The following is a 21716-nucleotide window of genomic DNA, read 5'->3' as shown; positions in this document are numbered from 1 at the left end:
CTCGGTCACCTCTGCCCGGACTTCTCAGCCAACGCTTGCTCTGCGATCTCGATGGCGCGTTTCACCATGTTCCCGGCGTCGCGCGCCTTGATCCCGCCCCAGCCTTCGCGCTGGACCGTGTCGTAGAACCCGAGCTCCTTGGCCAGTTCCACCTTGAACGCATCTGACATGGTGCTTCTCCGCCGTGCCATGCCAAATCCCTCCCTGGGTCAGAGGCGACACCTTTACAATGCGCTGGAGAGGCGTGTTCTATGCGGCTTTCACTCCGCGGGTGCAGGCCTTACGGACAACAAAAAAGGGCAAGGCCATCCGCCTCACCCTGGTCATCTTCATCCTGTTCCATCTATGTGACGAGGCCTGTCCTCACAGAGCCCCCGGCCCATCTTCGAGGTTCAGTGTTCAACCACGAACTTGGTGGTGTTCCCGTCCTCCTTGCACAGCATCAGCTCGACGGTCTCGGTCAGCACGTCCGCGTAGCTGTACGAGACGCGCTCAAACGATCCGTCCGGCGGGTCCAGCTTGACGACGAACACCGACGGATACGTCTCTTCGAGAACCCCGAAGCGCTCAATGGTTTTGCGCCTGCCTCCGTTTGCGCGGAGCAACACGCGTTCACCCACGAGTCCATCCAGACTCTTCTTAATTTCGTGGAGCGCATTCCTGGCCAACACACACCACCTCTTTCCGCGCTTCATTATACCATCGCACGGAACGGGGTGTCAAGGAAATTAGATGATTATATCAGCGCATGTTTTTCGGTGTCAATGGGTATTTTACGGGGATCCACGGCGAGTCGCATGGAATTCGGCGCCGATGAGGGACCGCCGCGGGCCTTCGTCGGGACGTCGCCCGCGGCCTGGACACACCGGATGTCTCGCATGACCTCAGTACATGGACTTCGGCAGTCCGAGCCGGTACTTGCCGCGCGACTCCAGTCCGCCGATCCCGTCCGTGCCTGTGTAGGTGGACTTCACCGCGTCGTACAGATTCACCGTCTCGTGAATGGGCGTGAACGCCACCTTTTCCGCGATGAAGACGGGATCGAGCGCGTGAATCATGATGCGCTGCGGCGAAGAGGCGAAATTCGCGCCCGCCTCGATGAGCGCCTCAAAGTGAGACTGGCACGCGCCGGCGATGATGACGAGATCGTCCATGTTCCGCACGTATTTTCGGGCATTGGCCACGGTCTTCACGAAGTTTTGCGAGTTTCGGTAGTTCTTGATGTCGGACCAGTCCTTGCCCTTGCGGATGACGCCGTCGTGGCCGGTGATAATGAGGATGTCCGGCGCATACGTCTCGAGCAGATGCACGACCTTTCGCGGCATCTCCGATTCCGCCACGTGCTGCCCGACGGCGCGAATGCCGAGCTCCTCGTACATGGCGAGGCACTTCTGCAGATAGCTGCCGTCGCCGTCCAGGTGAAGCACGGTCCCCGGGCGCTCGAAGAAGTCGGGATTCGCCCGGTACCGCGCCTCTTTGCGGAGCGATCGCTTCTCCGAGTCGTGGGCGCGGCGGGATCGAATGATGCGGAGGCATTCGCCGACGACCTGCGTGCGCATCGCCTCGAACGCGCGCATATCCTCCTCGGTGACAGGGGCGAGATCGTCAAAGGGCGCGTCGGCCATCAGGCGCACGTCCAGTCCCTTGAGGATGGCGGTCTCCGAGCTTTCGTCCAATTCAACGATCACGAAGCAGATGTCGTGGCCGTACGAACGGCGCGTGACGCGATCGCCAATGTGCCACACCGTCATCGCCTCCCATGGCGGGCTCTAGACTACGGTATGCGGCTCGACGGCTTCGTGATCCCGGAGGATGGAAACATGGCGGATGCGCGGGACATCGCGTGCGCGCTCGGGGCGCGCGACGAGGCGGGGCGGATTGGCAATGTGTTGCGGCAGGTGGGAAGGGCAGGCGTGCGCCGGGTTGCGCTCTGTGCAAACGGCTGCACGGATGGCACCGTGGCGGAGGCGCGGCGCGTGTCGGACACGTTGGGACTGGAACTCACCGTGGTGGAGTTTGCCAAGGCGCTGGGACACGACGCCCCGAGGGCCATCGCAGCCATGGAGGCCTGGCGGCGCTGGCCTGATTCGACGGCCGTATTCATGATGGATGCGGACTGGCAGGGAGGATTCGGCCCCATGCTCGCAGACTTTCTCGAGGACGCCCTCCGGCACCCGGGAGCCATCACGGGCGTCTGGGGACGCGTGCGGGCGGCCGAGATCGACCGGCACTGGCATCGCCTCGTGTGCCGCGCGGGCGCCCCGCCATTGCTGCGGCCGTTTCTCCTGCCGCACTTCATCCCCCTTTCCGTCTTCCTGCGCGTCTCGCCGCGTTTCGTGGCTTCTCCGGGGCTCTTCTTCGCCCTCACGCGCCGTGAAGGGATTCCGTGGCGGGTGTATGAAGCGTGGGACGGTAGGTTGGTGGGCAACCCTTCGCGGGAGGCGGGCGCGCAGGCGACCGTGCTCGATCTCCTGCGCGAGGACGCGCGGGCGGCCGAGATAGCCCTCTTCAGCGGTTCGAGCCATCCGCCACCGCTTTGGCCGGGACGGCGTGACTGGCGGGCCGTCGAGGCGTGGATGAGCTGCATCCGCGGGCCGAACCTTCGCAGGAGACATCACGACTTGGTGTAGCGATCCGCCACCTTGCTCGCGCCAAACGACTCGGGCTTGATGCGCGCCTCGTAGCCGTTCGACTCAATCCATGCGACAATCTCGCGAATCCACTGCTTGGTCTCGCCCCCTTCGCCGATATCGAGGTGCACCTCGATCTGCCAATCCTGTCCGGCCTTTTGGAGCAATTCGCTCAGCAGACCGCCCACCTGCAGGGACAGCGAGGCCTCGGTAAACATGCGCTGGCGCAGCGAGTGGATGTGCTCGTGATGCTCCTTGTGCACATAGTAGCGGGCGCCCCGCCCCACGCGGTGCAGGATGACCGCGGTCACGAAAGTCGCGGACGCCGTGTGCTCGTGTGGCTGCGAATCGGTGCCAATGATCAACCGAAAGCGATCCTGGGGATGTTCTCTTCGCTCCTGGATGGCGTCCTCCGCCACCTGCTCCAACGTCACCACGCCGAGCGTCGGGCTGCGAAACAGCACGCGCACCGCCCCCTCTCGTTGGCTACGCGGCATCCACGCCTGCGCCGCGGTCATCTGCCGCAGGATGTCACACGGGCTCAGCTGTGCTGGTCAACGCGCCGCCCGCGTCGACGAGCGCGTTTACCTGTCCGCCGTGACGCGCACCTCCGTCAATTCCGACTTTATCCGAACCATACCACACGTCATGCGTCCCATGCAGCACCATGCACGGCGTGTGCCCGAATACCACCAGCTTACCCACCCGATGCGGGCGCGCATAAAACCGCTCGCGGATGGTCAACAGGTCCCGCTTCGCGGTCTGCCGCCAATCGGGCTTGTCGGGATCGATGCCAGCGTGAACGGCGACCCACCGCTCCCCTTCCCAGGCGTACGGCAGGGTGGGGAGAAAGGCGGCGAGCGACGAGTCTGACGCAATGGCTCGATACAGCGAGTCGCGCACGGGACCGAGCGGCTTCATCCCGCCGCGCATCCAGCGAACGAGAGCCTCCTCGTGATTCCCTCGGAGCGCTACGGCCCCTTGGGCGCACAGATCCCGCACCAGCCGGAGGACGCCCAGGCTGTCCGGGCCGCCCGAGATGTAGTCGCCGACGAGGACCAGCTGATCGCGATCCGGCCGGTATCCGAGCCTCGTCAAAAGCCGCGCAAATGGGCGCAGGTGCCCATGAATGTCGCTGATGAAAATGGTTCGTTCTGGCGGCGCCGATGCCACGGAAAGGACCCTCCTAGAAAACGCTTGCATCGAAAGCCCGCGTTTCACATAATAGAAATTGTATTTCAATGATAAAATCCCTGCCACACATCGCCTGGGATGCGAGGCTTGGAGGGCTCGCCCATGGACATCCGCACCGTGCCCGGCGTCATGCCGGTTCGCGAAGAAGATCAACTGGATTGGGAAGGACTCCGGACTTACCTCGTGCGCGAGGGCGTGCTTCCATCGGATTCCGGCCCGCTGATGGCTGTTCAGTTCCCGACCGGCGCGTCGAACCTCACGTACCTGATTCAGAGCGGCGAGTTTGTGGCCGTCCTGCGCCGCCCGCCCCACGGCCCGCTCCCCCCGCGGGCGCACGACATGGGGCGCGAGTCGTCCATCCTCGCGAAGCTCCATCCGCACTTCCCGAAAGCGCCGAAACCGTATGCCTACTGCGAAGATCCGCGAGTCATCGGCGTGCCGTTTTTCGTCATGGAGTACCGCCCGGGCGTCCCGCTGGACGACGCGTTCCCCGAGGACTTCGCCTATGCGCCCGAGGTGGGGCGGGCCATCTCCGAGCGCGCGATTCAGGCGCTCGCGGAGCTGCACGCCGTGGACCCGGTGGCATCCGGTCTCATCCAGTTTGGCAAGCCCGAGGGCTTTCTGCGCCGCCAGGTCGACGGGTGGATCGAGCGATTCCACCGGTCTCGCACGGACGAGGACGTGCCGCACGCGGACGCCGTCATGGCGTGGCTCAGCGGCCACGTCCCGGAATCGCGCGACGTCACCGTCATCCACAACGACTTCAAGCTGAACAACATGCTGTTTGCCCCGCCGGCGTATCAACACATTGTCGGCATCGTAGACTGGGAAATGGCAACTGTTGGAGATCCACTCTTCGATCTCGGCGTCATGCTGAGCTACTGGACCGAGCCGTCCGATCCGCCGGCGCTCCAGGCGCTCTTCCCGTCCGTGACGACGCTCGAAGGTTTTTACTCGCGCCGCGAGATGGCGGAGCGGTACGCACAGGAGACGGGGCGTTCGGTCCACGACATGAAGTTTTACTATGTGTTCGGCGTGTTCAAGCTCGCCGTGATCTTGCAGCAGATTTACGTGCGATACAAGCTGGGCAAGACGTCCGACGCCCGTTTCGCCCGCTTCGGCGACGGCATCCGGGCGCTTGTGGAACATGCCAGGGCCGAGATCGACCGCCCCTGAGGCCCATCCCAGCGCCCCACATGTCAAGAGGCCAGCCGGCCCGGCCGACTGGCCTCTCGGTTCAGTTCATCTGCTTTCGCAGGGCCTCAATCACATCGCGAGAGAGTCCCGTCGCCCGCTCAATGACCTCGCACGGCATGCCCGCCTCGAGCATGTTTCGCGCGACTCGGCGAACGCCCATCTCCGTTCCCATCTCGATGCCTTTTTCCATGCCTTTTTCCATGCCTTTCTCCATGCCTTTCTCCATGCCTTTTTCGATGCCCTCTTGCAGTCCTTCCTTGAAACCCTCAAGGTGCCCTTCCCTGCGGCCGTCCTCAAAGATCTCATCAATCAGGCGATACATGTTTCTCAACTCCCTTCTTAAACGTAGCCGCTGTTCCTCCGAAAGCGCCTGTTCCCCGAGCGTCAGGAGCGCGCTGACGACGAGTTCCCGCTCGCTTGGGTTGCGCACCTGAGGGATCAAGGACAGGACTCGGTCGAACGCCCGCGAAGGGTCGCTCAGGCGCATGTTCATGGCCAACGCAAGTCGCAGGCGGTCGCGCGGCTCCCAACGACCGTCCCGGAGGTGGTGCTCCACCTCATCGAGTGCCTCATCGCCATTCACGTGAGCCAAAAACACGTTTTCGACGCGGTACAGCGCTGTGCCAATATTCAGTTCCTCTGGTGCGCTCGAGATGCTCGCGTGATAAAGAACCACGGTCCGTATGGGACAGCGCATTCGGTTTGCAAGACGAGCGTCGTACTCCAAAAATCGATGCAGTGTAGCCTCCCGCGTTGCTTGGAACTCGAGGTGAAACAGATGACCGGCTGCCGTGCGCCAGACCCGATCCATCCGAAGAACGTTCGCGGGCAATTCGGTCTCCACCGGCTCCACAAGTTCCACGCCGTACACGCCGATGGCGTCCAGCGCCCCACCCGATAGTGAACGCGTCAATGCTTTCATCAAAGCGTCCTGCCTCGACATCGCAAGTCTCCTTTCTTCAAGTATACGGAAGGGTCCCAAGGCGAACAACGGATTGATCGCTACAGAACATATGTTCGATTGTTGGGTGCAACATTCCTGCTGTTCACGCGTATCGAGGCCATACACTGAAGCGCTATGATGGGCTTGCGACGTTAGCAGGACCGTCCCCAATTGAAAAGGCACCCGCCAAAACGGGTGCCTACGACCGACCTTGATATCCGCTCCACGCCGAGACTTTGGCGGCGCTCTCCTTGAGCGCCTTCACCGCCCGCTCCACGTCCTCGTCCTGGATGACCGACGTCATCGTGAGGCAGGAGAGGACGAGATCGACCTTGTTCTGCTGGTTGAAGACCGGCACCGCGACTGCCGAAATACCAGGCCACAGCTCGCCATGGGAGACCGCGTACCCCTTTTCGCGCACTTCCTGGAGGAGGCGCACGTACTCCTCTTCATCGGTGATGCTATTCGGCGTGTAGGCTTTGAGCCCCTCTCGGAGCACTCGACGCCACGTGGACTCGTCGTCATACGCCAGAAAGCAGCGGCCGAAGGCGGCGCCGTACACGGGGAACTGCTGCCCCACGGACACCGCGATGCGCACCCCGTCGCCCGGCGGCTCGGCGGAGCCGATGTAAATGACGCGATCGTCGCGCAGCCGCTTGACGAGGACGGCCGTCATGCCCGTGTGCGCGGCGACCTGATGCAGTTCAGCAAGCGCGTGCGCGTAGACGTCATTCAGATCTGCCGCCCGAGCGCCGAGCGGGATAAGATAAGGGCCCAGGCTGTAGCGGCGCGACTGCGGATCGTAGGAGACGAAATCCTCGCGCTCCAACGTCCGCAGCACGCGCAGGCAAGTCGTCTTGTTCACGCCGAGCCGCTCGGCAATTTCGGTCAACGTGGATTGCCGATACTTGTGCCGGCTCAAGAGCTTCAAAACGCGCGCCGCGAGCGCGACAGATGGCACTTGGTAGTCCAACGGACACCCTCATTCCGCGAAAAAGTGTCTGGCCCGCCTTCAGGCGAGCGGTTTGCGGAACGTCGCCGTACCCTGGACGACGCGGACGTCTCCTGGCGACTTCTGCGCCCAGACGTCACACGTCACCACCTGATAGCCTTCTTCCTCTTTCACCTCTTGGACGACGCCGTCACAGGTGATGATATCACCCGGCCGCACCATGTCAACGAACCGGACGCCGAACGACAGCAGATCGCCCTCTTCGCCGATCTCGTCCGTCAGCATCTGCGCCACGAAGCCCATCGTCAGCATGCCGTGTGCGATGACGCCGCCGAGCCCTGCCTCCTTGGCGAACTCCTCCACCGTGTGAATGGGGTTGAAGTCGCCCGACGCGCCCGAGTACTTCACGAGCTGAATCTTGGTCACGGGCGGCTTGGTAAGCGGCGTGAGGTGATCGCCCGGCTGATATCGCTTCGCCGTCATTTCGCCCCGCCCCCTTCCGGTCGATAGATCACGGTCGACTTCGCCTCCTGAACCAGTTCGCCGGCTTCGTTCTCCACTTTGTACGTGAAGACGAGCAGGATCATCCGGCCGAGCTTGCCGGACCGTTCCTTCACGTCCGTGAGCGCGAAGCTCGCGTATAGCACGTCACCCGCGAGGATGGGCTTGTAATACGTGTAGAACATCTCGCCGTGAATCAGGCCCTCCGTCGGCATCTCGAGGCCCGGAATCACGCCGTAGTCGAACGTGCGGCTGAACGTCGGGGGCGCCACGAGGCGGCCGAACCGGCTCTGCGCCGCGCGCTCCTCGTCGTAGTAGAGGGGGTTTGGATCGCCAATCGCGTCCGCGAACTTTCGAATGGCCCCTTTCTCCACCTCGTTCTTGACCGGTTTGGACCACACGCCGAGCAACCGCTCAAAATCCGCGAGTTCCATCGTTCATCTCCCCTCAAGCTCAGTACATGGATACGAGCTGGCCTTTGTCGTACTGCTCGCGCAACGTCTTCTTCGAGAATTTGCCGACGCTCGTCTTGGGGATTTCCTCGACGAACACGTAGTCGTCGGGAAGCCACCACTTCGCCACCATCTTGGATAAGTGCGCCTGCAGGTCCTCCTTCGTGACCTTGCCGCGGTATTCCTCCCGGATGACCACGCACGCGAGAGGCCGCTCCTGCCACTTCTCGTGGGGGATGGCGATCACGGCCGCCTCCATCACCGCCGGGTGCGCCATGAGGGCATTCTCGAGGTCCACGGACGAGATCCATTCGCCGCCCGACTTCACGAGGTCCTTGACGCGATCGACAATCTGCAGATAGCCGTTCTCATCGATGGTGGCAATGTCGCCGGTGCGGAACCAGCCGTCCTCCGTAAACGCTTCCTTGGTCTTCTCCGGATCTTTGTAATACGAATCGATGATCCACGGCCCTTTGAGGAGAAGTTCGCCCATCTCCTTGCCGTCGTGAGCGACCTCCTCGCCCTTTTCGTTGACGATCTTCATCTCGAGCCCGGGCAAAATGAGTCCCGTCTTCGCGCGCAACCGGTACTTCTCCTCGTCCGGCAGGTCTTTCAGGCTCGACTTGGGGAACGAAACGAACGTCACGGGGCTCGTCTCCGTCTGGCCGTAGCCTTGATACAGCTTCACGCCGAGCTCCTTCTCGTACGCTTCGGTGAGCGCCGCTGGCAGCGCCGATCCGCCCGACATGAAGAAGCGCACGCAGGAGAAGTCGTATTCGCCCGGGTGCTGGCGGACGTGGTTCAGGATGCCCATCCAGATGGTAGGGACGCCCGCCGAGTACGTGACGCGCTCGTTGTGAATGAGATCGGCGAGGTCTTTCGCCGTGGGCCGCGGGCCCGGATAGACCTGCTTTGCCCCAATCCAGGTGTCGGCATAGGGCCGCCCCCACGCGTTCACGTGGAACATGGGCACCACCGGCATCGTCACATCGGTCTCGCGCGTGCCCAGCTCGTCGACGAGCACCGTCAGGCAGTGGAGATAGAGGCCGCGATGGCTGTAGACGACGCCCTTGGGGTTGCCCGTCGTCGCCGAGGTGTAGCTGATGAGCGCCGGGGTGTTCTCGTCGAACGTCGGAAAGTCGAAGTGAGGATCGCCCTGGCGAATCAGGTCTTCATAATGATACACATTCGGGAGTTTCGTCTCGGGCAGCTTGTCGTTGTCTGTCATCACGACGTACGCCTGCACGGTCGTGAGCTTCGGCGCTACGGCTTCGATCAGCGGGAGAAGATCTTCGTCGACAAACAAGACTTTGTCCTCGGCGTGGTTGATGACATAGGCAATTTGATCGGGAAACAGCCGGATGTTGACGGTGTGCAACACGCGCTGCGAGCACGGCACCGCGTAGTAGAGCTCCAGGTGCCGGTGATGATTCCAGGCGAACGATCCGACGTGTTCAAGCGCTTTCACGCCGAGCACGCGATCCAGCGCGTTCGCGAGTCGGCAGACGCGATCGTACAAATCCCGGTACGTGTAGCGAAACACGCCGTTGTATCCGCGCGAGACAATTTCCTTTTCCGGGAAGATGGTCTTGGCGCGGTAGAGCGGCGATTTCAGCAGAAGCGGGTAATTCATCATCGCCATCGACTCCCTTCGCGAGTCTCATTCTTTCCACCGCGAGTTTCGTTCCTTCTCTTCCGCCTCTTGTGGCGGCATGGACTAGTTGGGCCGCTCCGCCCGCTGGGCCAGTTCGAGCCTCGCCACGTGGCGCTTGTGCACCTCGTCGGGTCCGTCCGCAATCCGGATGACGCGCGCCTGCGTCCACATGTACGCGAGCGGCGTGTCCTGGCTGACGCCCGCCGCGCCGAACGCCTGAATGGCGCGATCGATGACGCGTTGCGCCACGTTGGGCGCGACGACCTTGATCATGGCGATTTCCTTCTGCGCGGCCTTGTTGCCGACCGTGTCCATCATGTACGCGGCCTTGAGCACGAGCAGCCGCGCCTGTTCAATTTCGATGCGCGATTCCGCAATCCACTCGCGAATGACGCCCTGCTCCGCCAGCGGCCGCCCAAACGCGACGCGCTCCTTGACGCGCTGGACCATGAGCTCGAGCGCCCGCTCCGCCATGCCAATCTGCCGCATGCAGTGGTGGATCCGCCCGGGTCCCAATCGCCCCTGTGCGATGGCGAATCCCTTGCCCTCGCCCCAGATGAGGTTTTCCTTGGGCACGCGCACGTTCTCAAACACAATTTCGGCATGCCCGTGTGGCGCGTCGTCGTAGCCGAACACGTTGAGCGTGCGGACAATTTTGACGCCAGGCGTGTCGAGCGGCACGATGATCATGGACTGCTGCTCGTGCTTCGGCGCGTCTGGATTCGTCTTTCCCATCACAATGGCGAACTTGCAGCGCGGATCGCCCGCACCGGACGACCACCACTTGTGTGCGTTGATCACGTATTCATCGCCATCCCGGACGATGCTCGCCGAAATGTTGGTGGCGTCGGAGGATGCCACCTCCGGTTCCGTCATGGAAAAGCACGAGCGGATTTCGCCGGCGAGGAGCGGCTTCAGCCACTTCTCCTTCTGCTCGGGTGTGCCGTAGCGGACGAGGACCTCCATGTTGCCCGTGTCCGGGGCGTTGCAGTTGAAGACCTCCGGCGCGATGGGCGACCGGCCCATCACTTCGGCGAGCGGCGCGTACTCGAGGTTGGTGAGCCCAGCGCCGTACTCGCTGTCCGGAAGGAACAGGTTCCAGAGCCCCGCCGCCTTGGCCTTCGCCTTCATCTCCTCCATGATGGGAGGAATCATCCAGCGGCTTGGCTGGGACGCGAGCTGCTCGTAGTAGACGCGTTCGCCGGGATAGACGACTTCCTCCATGAATTCCTCAAGCTTTTTCTTCAGCGCCACCACTTTGTCGGAGTACGAGAAATCCACACCCACCGCTCCTTCACGCGAGGTCGCGATCGTCACATCGCCGTCGTGCCGCCGTCCACGGCTAGCACCTGGCCGGTCACGTAGTCCGACGCAGCGGATGCAAAGAACAAGGCCGCTCCTTTGAGATCGTGTTCCCCGCCGACGCGGCCGAGCGGCGTTCGCAGCTGAATGAGGCTACCGCCGCGCTCGAGCACCACGCGCGTCATCTTTGTCGGGAAAAAGCCAGGCGCAATCGCATTCACATAGATGTGGTATCGCGCCCATTTCACGGCGAGATCGCGCGTCATGGCGATGAGGCCGCCTTTGGAAGCCGCGTATCCCACTGCATCCAACATCTCCGGCGGGGAACCGCGCATGCCCGCCACGGACGCGATGTTCACGATCTTGCCGCCGCCCTGATCCTTCATGTGCCGAGCGACGCGCTGGGACATGAAGAATGCGCCGGTCAGGTTGGTTTGGAGGACCTTCATCCACGCGTCGTACGGCATATCGAGCGCGGGCGCCCCCCAGGACGTACCGGAATTATTCACCAGGATGTCGATCCGGCCGTACCGCGCGATGACCTCGTCGACGAGCGCCTGAATCGACGCCTCGTCGGTCACATCGAGCGGCAGCGCCACGGCCTCTCCACCTGCTTCTGCGATCTCGCGCGCCACTTCTTCGCAGTTTTCGACGCGCCGCGAACATAAGACGACGCGGGCGCCGGCCTCGGCGTACGCTTCTGCGATCTGCTGACCCAGCCCGCGGCCTCCGCCTGTGACGATGGCCACCTTGCCGTCGAGGCGGAACAGATCGAACACGCTCATGCGCGAGCCTCCTCCCTCTCCCATTCATGCGGCCGATCACGCCTATCCCGGCGCGATCGGCCTCAGTCGTCAGCGGTGACGGCAACCGTCGATGTACAGCACCTGGCCCGACACGTAGGCGGAGTCGTCGCTCGCGAAGAAGGCGATGACATTCGCCACGTCCTCCGGCTTGCCCGTGCGGCGAAGCGCAATCTGCTGCGACGCAGCCTGCTTGAACGCCTCGTAATCCACACCGATGCGCTCAGCCGTCGCCCGCGTCATGTCGGTCTCGATGAAGCCCGGCGCCACCGCGTTCACGCGGATCCCGAAAGGTCCGAGCTCGATGGCGAGCGTGCGGGTGAACCCCTGGATGCCGGCCTTCGCAGCCGCATAGTTCGCCTGCCCGCGGTTGCCGAGCGCAGACGTGCTCGAGAGGTTGATGATTTTGCCGGACTTCTGCTGCACCATGTACTTCTGGGCGGCCCGGCTGCAGAGGAACGCGCCCTTCAAGTGCACGTTCATCACCGTGTCCCAGTCTTCTTCGGTCATCTTGAAGAGCAAGTTGTCACGGATGACACCCGCATTGTTCACCAGGATGTCGAGGCGGCCCCACTTCTGCACGACCGACTCAATAGCCCGCTCCACGTCGTCCGCCTTGGTCACGTCGCACCCGACGCCAATGGCCTCGCCGCCCGCCTGGCGGATGGCCTCGACGGTGTCCTTCGTGAACTCCTCCTTGATGTCAAACACGGCGACCTTCGCGCCGTCCGCCGCCAACCGCTTTGCCGTCGCCGCGCCAATGCCGCGCGCCGCTCCCGTCACAATCGCAACTTGTCCATCCAACTTCCCCATGCCACATACCCCTCTCATCTTCGTCGCCGGATGGCTCCGTCGGTAAGCGCTGACATCGCGCATGGGCCACCCGCTCGCCGATGTTTCAGAATCGATTCAACGTTCAGGATGATGGCACAACCTCATCCTATCACAGCTCATCGACAGAATGCCAGAATTTTTTCATAGTTGAAATAGAGTTTCGATCCGCCATCATGCGTCCGCCTTGGTGCGCTCATACTCCTTGTGCAGCTGTGCCGCAATGATATTCTTCTGAATTTCCGAGGTGCCCTCGTAAATTCTCGTAATGCGCGCGTCGCGGTAGAAGCGCTCGATGGGATACTCCGCGATGAACCCAAGCCCGCCATGGATCTGGACCGCCTTGTCCGCCACGCGGTTGTAGACCTCAGATCCATACAACTTCAGCATGGCAGCTTCCTTAATGACGTTCATCTTCTGATCCGTCATCCACGCCACGCGGTAGACAAACGTGCGCAGCAGTTCGATTTCGAGCGCCATCTCCGCGAGGTAGTGCTGGATGATCTGCTGCTCAAAGATGGGCTTGCCGAACTGGATTCGCTCATGCGCAAACGCCAGCGATTTGTCCAACAGATATTCGCAGGAGCCTAGGCATCTCGCTGCGAGCCCCGCTCGGCCGTTGGCCAGAATCTTAAGCGCGTTCACATATCCCTCGCCCTCTCGGCCGAGGACGTTCTCCTCCGGGACCTCCATGTCCTCGAAGAAGATCTGCGCCGTATGCGATCCATGCAGCCCCATCTTCTTTTCAATGTGTCCCACGCGAAAACCTGGAAAGTCGCGTTCCACAATGAACGACGTGATCCCCTTCGGCCCCCTGGATGGATCTGTGACCGCCATCACCGTGAACACATGCGCATACGGCGCGTTGGTGATGTAGATCTTTTGCCCGTTGAGGATGTACCGGTCTCCCTTTTTCACCGCCGTGGTCTTGATGGCTGCCGCGTTCGATCCGGCCTGAGGCTCGGTGAGCGCAAACGCGCCGATCCACTCCCCCGTCGCCATCTTGGGCAAGTATTTCTCCTTCTGCTCCTTGGTGCCAAACTCGACGATGCCGACCGACCCAATGCCGTTGTGTGCGCCAATGATGGTCGTGTAGCCATTGATGGTCTTGCCGAGCTCCTCGTAGATGAGGCACTTGCCCAACATGTTGAGGCCGATACCGCCGTACTCCTCAGGGATGCTGAGGCCAAACAGCCCTAGCTCCTTCGATTTTTCCAGTACGCTGTCCGGCACGCGATCCTCTTCCTCGATCTGCATCGCGAGCGGCTCAACCTCGTGTTCCACAAAGTCGCGAATCGTCCGCCGCATGTCCTCCAGCTCGGATGGTAGCGTAAAATCCACGCGACTCACCTCCGTCGTTTACGAATATGAAATCCGAGTTCAAATGAGAACTACACGGATCATGATAGCGGTTTCTGCGGGGAGGCGCAATGGGGAACGACGTCGGATCGCCAGGCCGTGGCCAAGCTACGTTAGGGCGCGGTTGTGTTCCAACCGCGCCCATGAGGTCAATTTGAGTTGCCAGTTGCGTTTCCGTCTGAACTGTTCCCGCTCGCCGGCACGTTGGCCGTCGCGTTGCCATTGCCCCCGCTGGATAAGTTCCCTGTTGCATTCCCTGTTGCATTCCCTGTTGCATTCCCTGTTGCATTCCCTGTTGCATTCCCTGTTGCATTCCCTGTTGCATTCCCTGTTGCATTCCCTGTTGCATTCCCCGTGGTGCCGCCCTCACTGGAGGCGGTCGGCCAGTCGGAGAGGTGCAGACCGGGCGGCAACGTGGGCACCAGGGGCTGATACTGATAGACCGTCTTCTCCGAAATCAACATTTGAAGCGAGCGAAACATTTTGGCCCCGTCCTTGCCGAACATCGCAGTGAGCGCCGGCCCGGAAAGCGAGATGTCGTAGGACATTTCAATGTCTGCAACGCGCGGTGCGCCCGACGAGTTGTCGATATCGACAACGACGCGCCCCGGCGCGCGACTTAGCAACTGGATGGCCTGTTGGGACGAAGTATCCGTCTTCCCCATCGCACGTGCGATGCGCGCCAAAGCGGACGGGCTGATCTGCGCCTGAAACACGTCCAGTCCATTCGTCTGGCCCGCCCATGTCACATTGGTAAGAACCCCTTCCCACTGAGACACGCTTTGTGCGAGAGGCGCTTCAGCCTGTGTCACGTTCGTCCAACCCGAACCGTCTTGCTGCATATAGTAGACACCATCGTCGTCGACAGCTTGGGCTTTGCTGGTGTTCGATCCGACTTGGACTGTCGCCTGTGAAACGGCGTAGATATGCGTACCCGTGCGCATCTGCTCGTAAGACCCTGTCATTTGCCAATGGCTGAGTCTTAACATTTCATCGATCTGAGCCTGCATTCCGGGTTTCTTTTGAAACGCTGGAGTGAGTTCTAGTTTCCATGCCTCACTCTCGTTTTCTTGCATCTGAATAAACGGGGCTTGTCTCGAATCGTTAAGTGCCCCCAAGAATTCCTGCCGCTGCGCGGGCGAAAGAGCCCAGGAACCCGGGATGGGGGCAATGGCCTCCGCAAGATGTTTTAGCCCGTTCACGAACATCGTCGCCTGCGCGGCAGTGAAAGAGTCTCCTTGTCCCAACAGTCCTTGCTCACGCGCCCATTGGATAGGCGACATCCCTTCGAGATCCACGTGGTACAGTTTCGCAGCCATCTCAGCGGCTTGCGCGGCACTTACCGGATCTGCAACGCCGAATCTGCGCGGGGAGTCCGCTTTCACAATTCCGAGCTCCAAAGCCCTGTGCACATAGCCCCACAGCGCTGAATGGGTGGGTACGTCCGCGTAAGGGGACCTGCCCAAGGCATCGGGCTTGACCGCCGCTTGCTGCAGAAGGAGTTGCAGAAACGCCCCCTTGGACTCGACGGTGTCGGCGCTCACCTCCATGGTGAGGTATGGCGACAGTGCAGCGGCGACAACCAATGCACAACCAGCGTATCTGTTCTTTCGCATCCCATGAAACCCCCATCGCGATTGGAAGTCGTGTCAACTCATTCTAGCTTGAAGACCCAGTGATTTGGAAGAACGAATTACAAGTTTCTTCGGTTTTGTCCGAATTGAGACAAAGAGCACACAACAAAGGCGATCTCGCCCCTCATCGAACGAGATCGCCGAGGAATATGAGATGTGAAGCTCATTCCAACCCTGTGCCTGGTCTCAGCTCGCCACCTCGCGCGTGACGCGCTGGATGATGGCATCCGGCAGGCGATAGACGACGCCGGACGGATCGGCGTGCACCAGATCCACCATCTTGCCGAGCTGCCGCTTGTCAAGTTGGTAGTCGGCAAACGTCGCGGGCAGGCCGACTTGTTCTCGCAGGTCGCGAATGCGCTGGATGAGCGCGTCGAGGGCAGCGTCGGGATCGGAAGGTGCGTCGAGATTCAGTGCCTGCATGAATTCCACCACGCGCGGGCGGTAGAACGCGGGCATCGCGGCCATCACGTTCGGCAGGAGTACCGCGTTCGCGAGGCCGTGCGGAATGCCGAACTTCGCGCCGAAGGCGTGCGCCATGTTGTGCACAGGAATCGCGTTCAAGGCGAGGCTGAAGCTGATGATCGCCATCGTGCTCGCCATGAGCATGTTGGCGCGCGCGGTCAGATCCTGCCCGTTGGCCACGGCCTTCGGCAGGTTTTCGAAGATCATGCGCGCGGATTGGATGGCGTACGCGTCGGTGAACGGGTTGGCCTGCGGCGAGAAGAAGCCTTCGATGGCGTGCGTCAGCGCGTCGAAGCCCGTGAACGCGGTGATGGTGGGTGGCAGGCCGACGGTGAGTTCCGGATCGAGAATGGCGATATCCGCGTTGATGAACGGGTTGATGAGGTTCACCTTGACGCCGAGATCGTCGTGGAAGACCACGGCGATGGGCGAAGCCTCTGCACCGGTTCCGGCGGTGGTGGGCAGCGCCACGTGCGGAATGAAGATAGGCTGCGCTTCGGGCCACATCTCGAGCACATTGCCGATGAGCGCCGGTCGGATGTCAGTGAGGCCGCGGCTCACCATCCACTTGATGCCCTTCACCGTGTCGAGCACGCTGCCCCCGCCGAGGGCGATGAGGCTGTCTGCGGCACACTCGCGGTACGCGCGCGCGGCCTCGTTGATGATATGCGCCTTCGCGTCCTGCTCGACGCGATCGAACACGCCGGCGATGGTCACGGGCGTCGGGACGAGATCGAACAGCTCCAGAATCTTGTCGAGCAAGCCGGCTCGCACAATTCCGGGGTCGGTGACGACAAACGCGCGCTTGCCGCCGAGCCCGCGCACGGTCTCAGGCAGGAGCACGCGCGAGCCAACGCCGTTTGTGATGGTCGTTCTCGCCATGAATTGAAAGCCGGATCGGATGTATGGCATGGATGAACCCCCTCGCAGTCGTCGATGGCGTCAGGCCTTCTCGGGCAGGACAATGGAATACCAGTGGCGGTTTTCCACCTCGTGCACGAGGGAGGCGTGCACATGTTTCAGCTGCGTGTACTCGTCGAGCGCATACCGGCCTATCTCGCGCCCAAAGCCGCTCATCTTGTAACCGCCGAACGGCGCGTCACTGCGGAACATGTGCCAATCGTTCACCCAGATGGTTCCCGCGCGAATTTCGCGCGCGACGCGATAGGCCTGGTTGAGATCGCACGTCCAGACGCCGCCCGCGAGCCCATACACGGTGTCGTTGGCCAGCCGCACCGCCTCGTCCACGTCTCGCGCCTTCATGACCGCGAGCACGGGACCGAAGATCTCCTCCTGTGCAATCTTCATGCGGTTGTCGACGTCCGCGAAGATGGTGGGCTGGACGAAATACCCGCCTTCGAGCCCTGGCACCTCTGCGCGCGAACCGCCGCACACCAGGCGCGCTCCCTCCTGTTTGCCGGACTCGATATAACCCAGGATGGACTTGAGCTGTGTCTCCGAGATGATGGGCCCCATGCCCACCTTGTCGTCGAGCGGGTTGCCAAGTTTGATCCGCGAAGCCATCTCCGCCAGTCGGTTCACGACTTCTTCGTAGATCTCTTCGTGGACAATCACGCGCGTCCCGCACTCACACACCTGGCCGCTGTGCAGAAAGACGCCAAACAGGATGCCGGGAATGGCGAGATCCAGATCCGCATCCGGCAATACAATGGCCGGCGACTTGCCGCCCAACTCCAGCGTCACGCGCTTCACGCCCTGGGCGGCGAGTTGCATGATGCGCTTGCCGACCTCGGTGGATCCGGTGAAGGCAATTTTGTCGACCTCCGGGTGGGTGACCAACGCTTCGCCCACGGACGATCCCGGCCCGGTGACCACGTTGAACACGCCCTTCGGCAGCCCGGCCTTCACGGCGAGCTCGGCCAGCTTGAGCGTGGAAAGCGGCGTGTTGGACGCCGGCTTGATGACGATGGAGTTGCCCATGGCGAGCGCGGGCGCCAATTTCCACATCGCGAGGATGAGCGGATAGTTCCACGCCGTGATGCCCGCACAGACGCCGACCGGTTCTCTCCACACCTGGTTGTGGCTCGGCGCCGGAAACGGACGCAGCGGAAGCGTCTTCGCGTATTCGTACTCCTGCGCGAACTTGGCCGTCTGCTGGAGCAGGTCGACAATGAGCAACATGTCCGCGTTCGACACGCGCCGCACGGTTGCACCGGATGTCAGGATCTCGAGAAACGCGATCTCCTGCGCGTGTGCGACGATCTCGTCCGCAAACCGCAACAACACCTGGGCCCGTTCGTGGGGCTTGGCGCGAGACCACTCGCCGGATTCGAACGCCCGCCGAGCGCTACGCACGGCGCGGTCCACGTCTCGAACGTCCGACTTGGCCACGCGCGCGCAGGGCTGACCCGTAGCGGGATTCACCACCTCGAACATCTCGCCGCTTTCCGCAGGCGTGTACTCGCCGTCGATGAACATGCCGTACTCGGGGAGCCTCACACTCGTCATGACCATGGCTGTTCCTCCCTTGACATTTCGCCGCAGCCTTGCGCACGACTCGGCGCCGCGTGCTGGGGGACGACGTGCTCCTCAATGAGCGCCCGCAGCGCCTGGACCTGCTGCTTCAGAGCTTCCAACTCGCCCCGCATGCGAGCTAACTCGGCGCGATCCGCCTGTGCACGCTTCTGTCGCTCCATGCGCATCTGCATGAACCACTTGAAAAGGATCTGATTGGAATAGTCCTGGGTGATCATGTCGCGCAAAGCGTCCTCCAACGTCTCGCGCTTGCCCTTTGGGCCGTGATCGCGCCCGTACAGGAGGTGCTTCTCCAGGATCTTCGGGATATCCGGATTGTTGGGTCCGCCAGACTGGCGGTAAAACGCCTCGATGCGCTTTTGAATCGTCAACTGCTCCTGCGCCTCGCGCGATAAGTTTCCCGTCTCACGCGTGCCGCCGCGGGCTGGCATGGAATCCCTTGACTGAAACTGCACCGCCATACACATCCCCTCCGCCGCTGTTCAGATTCGCTTCTTGGATCGGATGGTGCTCCAGAGCGCTGAGAGTCCGAGGGCCACGCTGGCCGCTACGCCACCCCAGCCGAGATCGACAATCCCGCCATGCGCATCCGGCCGCGTGTCAGCAAAGGCGAGCAGGATGGCGCCGCCGAGGAAGAACGTCCCCGACATGGTGGCCAGAAGCAATTTGTTGACTACGCGGTGCAGCGTGCGCACGGCCTGGTGAGACAACTGGGCATCCAGGTTGACGCGGAAGTCGTTCCATTCGAAGTGCTCGAGGATCTTATTGAGGCGCCGCGGCAGCGTCGCAGTGAGTTTGGCGAACTCAGCCGCAAAGCTGGCGTTGGTGTGATAGTTGAAGCGGCGCATCATCCAGCGTCGCAGGATCTGGACGTCCGCAATCTCCACCAGTTGGTGATACGAGATCTCGGGACAAAGCCAGCGCGCCGTGCCTTCCGCCGCGGAAAAACCCTTGGTCCAGAGCGCCAAGCCGTTCGGAATTCGGCAGTAGTTTTTGGCCGCAATCACGATGGTGCTGAGCAGGAGGTTGCCCCAGTTGTAGTAGCTGGCCTGCGTGCTGTTGGTGTAGTGGATGAGCAAGGAGCGCAGTTGATCCCGCAGGCGGACGAGATCGGTGTACCGAGTCGGTTCGTAGATGTCGAGCAGGGCCTCGATGGCGTCCTCCTGCTGGTTGACGCGCACGTGCATGAGCATGCGGAAGATGGCCTCCGTGTGCGCCGCGTCCATCCGCCCCACCAGGCCCCAGTCGAGGATGGCGATGCGCTTGGTCCGCTTATCCACCATCAGGTTGGATGCGTGTGGGTCCGCGTGGTAATTCCCTTCGACAAACGCTTTCACGTAGTAATGCGCGAGATCCGTCATGCGCTCCAAGCGCTCTTCAAAGGTGAAGAAGTCGACGGGAAAGTCTTTCAGATTCCACCCATCGATGAACTCCATCACCAGCACGCGCTGCGTGACGTGGTACACCTCAGGGATGTACAAGGTTTCAAACTCCTGGACCATGCCGCGCTGCTCTTCCATGATTTCCGCCTCGCGGCGCAGGTCCAGCTCGTTCATGGTGCTGCTGTAGTAGTCTTCAATAATGCCGTTTAAATCAATGGAAACCTCGAGTTGCGGCGGAAGCAATTTCTGCAAGCGCCGGACGAGCTTGCGCACGTTGTTGATGTCCACTTGGAACAGTCTGTCGACGAGCGGCCGGACAATCTTGACCGCGGCCATCCGGCCATCGGCCAGCTGAGCGCGATACACTTGCGCCAGCGAAGCCGAACCAAGCGGATTCGGGTCAATCCAGCGAAACACGTCAGCCCAATTGGGGATCTCGTCCTCGAGCACGGCCATCATGTAGTGAAAGGGCAGCGGGGGCACGCTGTCGAGGAGGTAGGCCAGCTCCGCCGTCACCGCTTCGGGTAGCAGCTCCTGCCGCGTCATGATGACCTGCCCGAGCTTGATAAATGTGGGGCCGAGTTCTTCAAACGCCGCGCGCAGCCGTTGACCCAAGAGGCGCTGACCGGCCTCTTCGTCTCGGCTCCTATCGCGGAGCGCATGCAACACGCCGTGCTTTACAAGCGCTTTCACCACCTCGCGCTGGCGCCTGCTCGGCGTGATCTTCCGGCGCTCCCGCTCGATGAACCGCCGCGCTCGCTCCAGCTCGTTCCTCTCTTCGGTATTCAGCGCAACCGCCATGGGACACGCACCCCCTCGCGAGTCGCCATGCCTCCCGTACAAGCCTTTGGGCCTGCACTAGGGACACGCGCCACGACACTTATCTTTCTTGGAGTATACAATCCGAAATAGTCTGCCTATATCCCGAGAACCGGGGGAATTCGGGGGAACCCCCCCATGACGAGGGGGGATCTTCACCCTCCGTTCGTTGCGCGCGGACCGTGAAGAAAGCGGGTGTGGACGATGTACCGGAGGGGCGCGAACCCGATGTAGTCAAAAGGCCAACAGGTCTGAAGTGTCAAAGTCTCTCGTGGCGTCGGTGCGGTCACGGCGGTGTCGGTCGGCGGGACGATTTGCGCACCCGTCACCTGATAGGTGAACGTCCCGTAGGGTGTTTCAAATTCGACGAGATCGCCTGCGTGCAGGCGGCTCAGGACGTGAAACACCGTGTCGCGGTGTCCCGCGACGTACACGTTGCTGCCCTGCCCGGGGAGAGCGGAGGCCGGATCGTGCCCAGCGCCAAGCGCCAGATCTGCCCACGAATCCCCTTGGACGACAGGCACGCGCACGCCTTCGGCTGGAAAGACGAGTTCACCGATCTTTTGTCCCGGCTGCGGCGGAGGCATCCAAAGCGGAACCTCGTTAGCACCTTGACCGATAGCGCGCGGCCCGGGCTGATAGGCGGGGAGGGGGCGATGGTTCACCCAGGCGGTCTCCCACAAGTACGCCCATCCTGCGTCACCCGCCATCACGGCCCCGATGAGCGTCAGAAGAAGCGGAACGGCCCGCGCGCCGAGCGCGAGCCGCCGCATCTGCTTCGCCTTCATCACTCACACCATCCAACGCCGCGTCCACCGCCACACGGGAACGGCGGAACCGCCCCCGAGCATCAACAGGGCGAGGCCCAACGCAATCCAGAGCGGGAGGCGTGTGGACGTCTGGGGCAGCAGTCCTCCGGGCACTTTAGGAAGCTGCGCCGACACGATGATGTGGCCCGGTGTGGTGCCCGTGGTGCCCGTGGTGCCCGTGGTGCCCGTGGTGCCCGTGGTGCCCGTGGTGCCCGTGGTGCCCGTGGTGCCCGTGGTGCCCGTGGTGCCCGTGGTGCCCGTGGTGCCCGTGGTGCCCGTGGTGCCCGTGGTGC

General features: G+C 62.1%; 23 protein-coding genes. 2 read left to right on the top strand and 21 right to left on the bottom strand.

Going from position 1 to position 21716, the window contains the following annotated elements:
• Positions 1–5: 5 nt before the first annotated feature.
• The 3 genes from AC27E8_RS11175 to yabG all read right to left on the bottom strand — a co-directional run bounded on the left by AC27E8_RS11175 (position 6) and on the right by yabG (position 1751).
• The gene (locus tag AC27E8_RS11175; RefSeq protein WP_169304837.1) at positions 6–191 is read right to left on the bottom strand and encodes a small, acid-soluble spore protein, alpha/beta type; all 186 of its coding nucleotides are present in this window, start codon (positions 189–191) and stop codon (positions 6–8) included.
• 201 nt (positions 192–392) lie between these two features.
• A complete protein-coding gene (veg, locus tag AC27E8_RS11170) occupies positions 393–668 on the bottom strand; it encodes a biofilm formation stimulator Veg (RefSeq protein ID WP_008340745.1) in 276 nt (91 codons plus the stop codon).
• Positions 669–884: 216 nt separating this feature from the next.
• Positions 885–1751 carry a sporulation peptidase YabG gene (gene yabG, locus AC27E8_RS11165; protein ID WP_014463124.1) on the bottom strand — a complete coding sequence of 289 codons (867 nt, stop codon included), beginning with the start codon at positions 1749–1751 and terminating at the stop codon, positions 885–887.
• Between the two features lie 69 nt (positions 1752–1820).
• On the opposite strand from yabG, the gene AC27E8_RS11160 reads away from it, so the two are divergent.
• A complete protein-coding gene (locus AC27E8_RS11160) occupies positions 1821–2630 on the top strand; it encodes a glycosyltransferase family protein (protein WP_487097147.1) in 810 nt (269 codons plus the stop codon).
• On the opposite strand, the gene AC27E8_RS11155 is transcribed toward AC27E8_RS11160, so the two are convergent.
• Both AC27E8_RS11155 and AC27E8_RS11150 read right to left on the bottom strand, forming a co-directional pair.
• Positions 2615–3094: a ribonuclease H-like YkuK family protein gene (locus AC27E8_RS11155; RefSeq protein ID WP_041695603.1), complete on the bottom strand. Its 480-nt coding sequence runs from the start codon at positions 3092–3094 to the stop codon at positions 2615–2617. The two genes, AC27E8_RS11160 and AC27E8_RS11155, sit on opposite strands and share 16 nt — an antisense overlap.
• Before the next feature lie 67 nt (positions 3095–3161).
• The gene (locus AC27E8_RS11150) at positions 3162–3803 is read right to left on the bottom strand and encodes a metallophosphoesterase family protein (RefSeq protein ID WP_487097146.1); all 642 of its coding nucleotides are present in this window, start codon (positions 3801–3803) and stop codon (positions 3162–3164) included.
• A gap of 123 nt (positions 3804–3926) precedes the next feature.
• Here AC27E8_RS11150 and AC27E8_RS11145 point away from each other — a divergent pair, with 123 nt between their 5' ends.
• Positions 3927–5000: a phosphotransferase family protein gene (locus AC27E8_RS11145; protein WP_487097144.1), complete on the top strand. Its 1074-nt coding sequence runs from the start codon at positions 3927–3929 to the stop codon at positions 4998–5000.
• A gap of 61 nt (positions 5001–5061) precedes the next feature.
• Here AC27E8_RS11145 and AC27E8_RS11140 read toward each other — a convergent pair whose 3' ends face one another.
• From AC27E8_RS11140 to AC27E8_RS11065, 16 genes are all read right to left on the bottom strand, one after another.
• Complete coding sequence (locus AC27E8_RS11140; protein ID WP_487097142.1) at positions 5062–5964, bottom strand: RpnC/YadD family protein; 903 nt, start codon at positions 5962–5964, stop codon at positions 5062–5064.
• A gap of 199 nt (positions 5965–6163) precedes the next feature.
• Entirely contained in the window at positions 6164–6937 is a 774-nt protein-coding gene (locus tag AC27E8_RS11135; RefSeq protein WP_487097140.1) for an IclR family transcriptional regulator, read from the bottom strand.
• A gap of 39 nt (positions 6938–6976) precedes the next feature.
• Positions 6977–7399, bottom strand: a complete 423-nt coding sequence (locus tag AC27E8_RS11130; protein ID WP_008340754.1) for a MaoC/PaaZ C-terminal domain-containing protein — start codon at positions 7397–7399, stop codon at positions 6977–6979.
• Positions 7396–7851 (bottom strand): MaoC family dehydratase N-terminal domain-containing protein, encoded by a 456-nt coding sequence (locus AC27E8_RS11125; protein WP_487097138.1) that lies wholly within the window; start codon positions 7849–7851, stop codon positions 7396–7398. Before AC27E8_RS11125 ends, AC27E8_RS11130 begins: the two co-directional genes overlap by 4 nt.
• Before the next feature lie 19 nt (positions 7852–7870).
• Positions 7871–9505, bottom strand: a complete 1635-nt coding sequence (locus tag AC27E8_RS11120; RefSeq protein ID WP_041695595.1) for a long-chain fatty acid--CoA ligase — start codon at positions 9503–9505, stop codon at positions 7871–7873.
• 81 nt (positions 9506–9586) lie between these two features.
• On the bottom strand, positions 9587–10804 hold the full coding sequence (locus AC27E8_RS11115; protein ID WP_487097137.1) for an acyl-CoA dehydrogenase family protein: 1218 nt from the start codon (positions 10802–10804) through the stop codon (positions 9587–9589).
• Between the two features lie 32 nt (positions 10805–10836).
• On the bottom strand, positions 10837–11610 hold the full coding sequence (locus tag AC27E8_RS11110; RefSeq protein WP_041694845.1) for an SDR family oxidoreductase: 774 nt from the start codon (positions 11608–11610) through the stop codon (positions 10837–10839).
• A gap of 69 nt (positions 11611–11679) precedes the next feature.
• Positions 11680–12441: a beta-ketoacyl-ACP reductase gene (locus AC27E8_RS11105; RefSeq protein ID WP_487097135.1), complete on the bottom strand. Its 762-nt coding sequence runs from the start codon at positions 12439–12441 to the stop codon at positions 11680–11682.
• 192 nt (positions 12442–12633) lie between these two features.
• A complete protein-coding gene (locus tag AC27E8_RS11100; RefSeq protein ID WP_487097134.1) occupies positions 12634–13800 on the bottom strand; it encodes an acyl-CoA dehydrogenase family protein in 1167 nt (388 codons plus the stop codon).
• A 167-nt stretch (positions 13801–13967) separates the two neighbouring features.
• Complete coding sequence (locus AC27E8_RS11095; RefSeq protein ID WP_487097133.1) at positions 13968–15434, bottom strand: S-layer homology domain-containing protein; 1467 nt, start codon at positions 15432–15434, stop codon at positions 13968–13970.
• 204 nt (positions 15435–15638) lie between these two features.
• Positions 15639–16829 (bottom strand): iron-containing alcohol dehydrogenase, encoded by a 1191-nt coding sequence (locus AC27E8_RS11090; protein WP_487097132.1) that lies wholly within the window; start codon positions 16827–16829, stop codon positions 15639–15641.
• Positions 16830–16859: 30 nt separating this feature from the next.
• The gene (locus AC27E8_RS11085; protein ID WP_487097131.1) at positions 16860–18392 is read right to left on the bottom strand and encodes an aldehyde dehydrogenase family protein; all 1533 of its coding nucleotides are present in this window, start codon (positions 18390–18392) and stop codon (positions 16860–16862) included.
• Positions 18383–18874, bottom strand: coding sequence for a hypothetical protein (locus tag AC27E8_RS11080; protein WP_487097129.1), 492 nt, complete (start codon positions 18872–18874; stop codon positions 18383–18385). The genes AC27E8_RS11085 and AC27E8_RS11080 overlap by 10 nt, the downstream gene beginning before the upstream one ends.
• A gap of 21 nt (positions 18875–18895) precedes the next feature.
• Positions 18896–20596: an ABC1 kinase family protein gene (locus AC27E8_RS11075; RefSeq protein WP_487097127.1), complete on the bottom strand. Its 1701-nt coding sequence runs from the start codon at positions 20594–20596 to the stop codon at positions 18896–18898.
• A 173-nt stretch (positions 20597–20769) separates the two neighbouring features.
• The gene (locus tag AC27E8_RS11070; RefSeq protein WP_487097125.1) at positions 20770–21402 is read right to left on the bottom strand and encodes a class D sortase; all 633 of its coding nucleotides are present in this window, start codon (positions 21400–21402) and stop codon (positions 20770–20772) included.
• Between the two features lie 3 nt (positions 21403–21405).
• Positions 21406–21716, bottom strand: a 311-nt coding sequence (locus AC27E8_RS11065) for a hypothetical protein (RefSeq protein ID WP_487111485.1), incomplete at its 5' end; no start/stop codon positions are given.

The organism is Alicyclobacillus sp. CIJ1 (assembly GCF_057538885.1).
Note: the sequence above shows the minus strand (reverse complement) of the source record. Positions and strands in the feature narration are given on the sequence as shown.

Excerpts from the sequence above, each read along its gene's own strand:
- AC27E8_RS11175 (WP_169304837.1), bottom strand. The coding sequence starts at position 191 with ATGGCACGGCGGAGAAGCACCATGTCAGATGCGTTCAAGGTGGAACTG.
- yabG (WP_014463124.1), bottom strand. The coding sequence starts at position 1,751 with ATGACGGTGTGGCACATTGGCGATCGCGTCACGCGCCGTTCGTACGGC.
- AC27E8_RS11160 (WP_487097147.1), top strand. The coding sequence starts at position 1,821 with ATGGCGGATGCGCGGGACATCGCGTGCGCGCTCGGGGCGCGCGACGAG.
- AC27E8_RS11145 (WP_487097144.1), top strand. The coding sequence starts at position 3,927 with ATGGACATCCGCACCGTGCCCGGCGTCATGCCGGTTCGCGAAGAAGAT.
- AC27E8_RS11140 (WP_487097142.1), bottom strand. The coding sequence starts at position 5,964 with ATGTCGAGGCAGGACGCTTTGATGAAAGCATTGACGCGTTCACTATCG.
- AC27E8_RS11130 (WP_008340754.1), bottom strand. The coding sequence starts at position 7,399 with ATGACGGCGAAGCGATATCAGCCGGGCGATCACCTCACGCCGCTTACC.
- AC27E8_RS11125 (WP_487097138.1), bottom strand. The coding sequence starts at position 7,851 with ATGGAACTCGCGGATTTTGAGCGGTTGCTCGGCGTGTGGTCCAAACCG.
- AC27E8_RS11120 (WP_041695595.1), bottom strand. The coding sequence starts at position 9,505 with ATGATGAATTACCCGCTTCTGCTGAAATCGCCGCTCTACCGCGCCAAG.
- AC27E8_RS11110 (WP_041694845.1), bottom strand. The coding sequence starts at position 11,610 with ATGAGCGTGTTCGATCTGTTCCGCCTCGACGGCAAGGTGGCCATCGTC.
- AC27E8_RS11105 (WP_487097135.1), bottom strand. The coding sequence starts at position 12,441 with ATGGGGAAGTTGGATGGACAAGTTGCGATTGTGACGGGAGCGGCGCGC.
- AC27E8_RS11095 (WP_487097133.1), bottom strand. The coding sequence starts at position 15,434 with ATGCGAAAGAACAGATACGCTGGTTGTGCATTGGTTGTCGCCGCTGCA.
- AC27E8_RS11090 (WP_487097132.1), bottom strand. The coding sequence starts at position 16,829 with ATGCCATACATCCGATCCGGCTTTCAATTCATGGCGAGAACGACCATC.
- AC27E8_RS11085 (WP_487097131.1), bottom strand. The coding sequence starts at position 18,392 with ATGGTCATGACGAGTGTGAGGCTCCCCGAGTACGGCATGTTCATCGAC.
- AC27E8_RS11080 (WP_487097129.1), bottom strand. The coding sequence starts at position 18,874 with ATGGCGGTGCAGTTTCAGTCAAGGGATTCCATGCCAGCCCGCGGCGGC.
- AC27E8_RS11075 (WP_487097127.1), bottom strand. The coding sequence starts at position 20,596 with ATGGCGGTTGCGCTGAATACCGAAGAGAGGAACGAGCTGGAGCGAGCG.
- AC27E8_RS11070 (WP_487097125.1), bottom strand. The coding sequence starts at position 21,402 with ATGAAGGCGAAGCAGATGCGGCGGCTCGCGCTCGGCGCGCGGGCCGTT.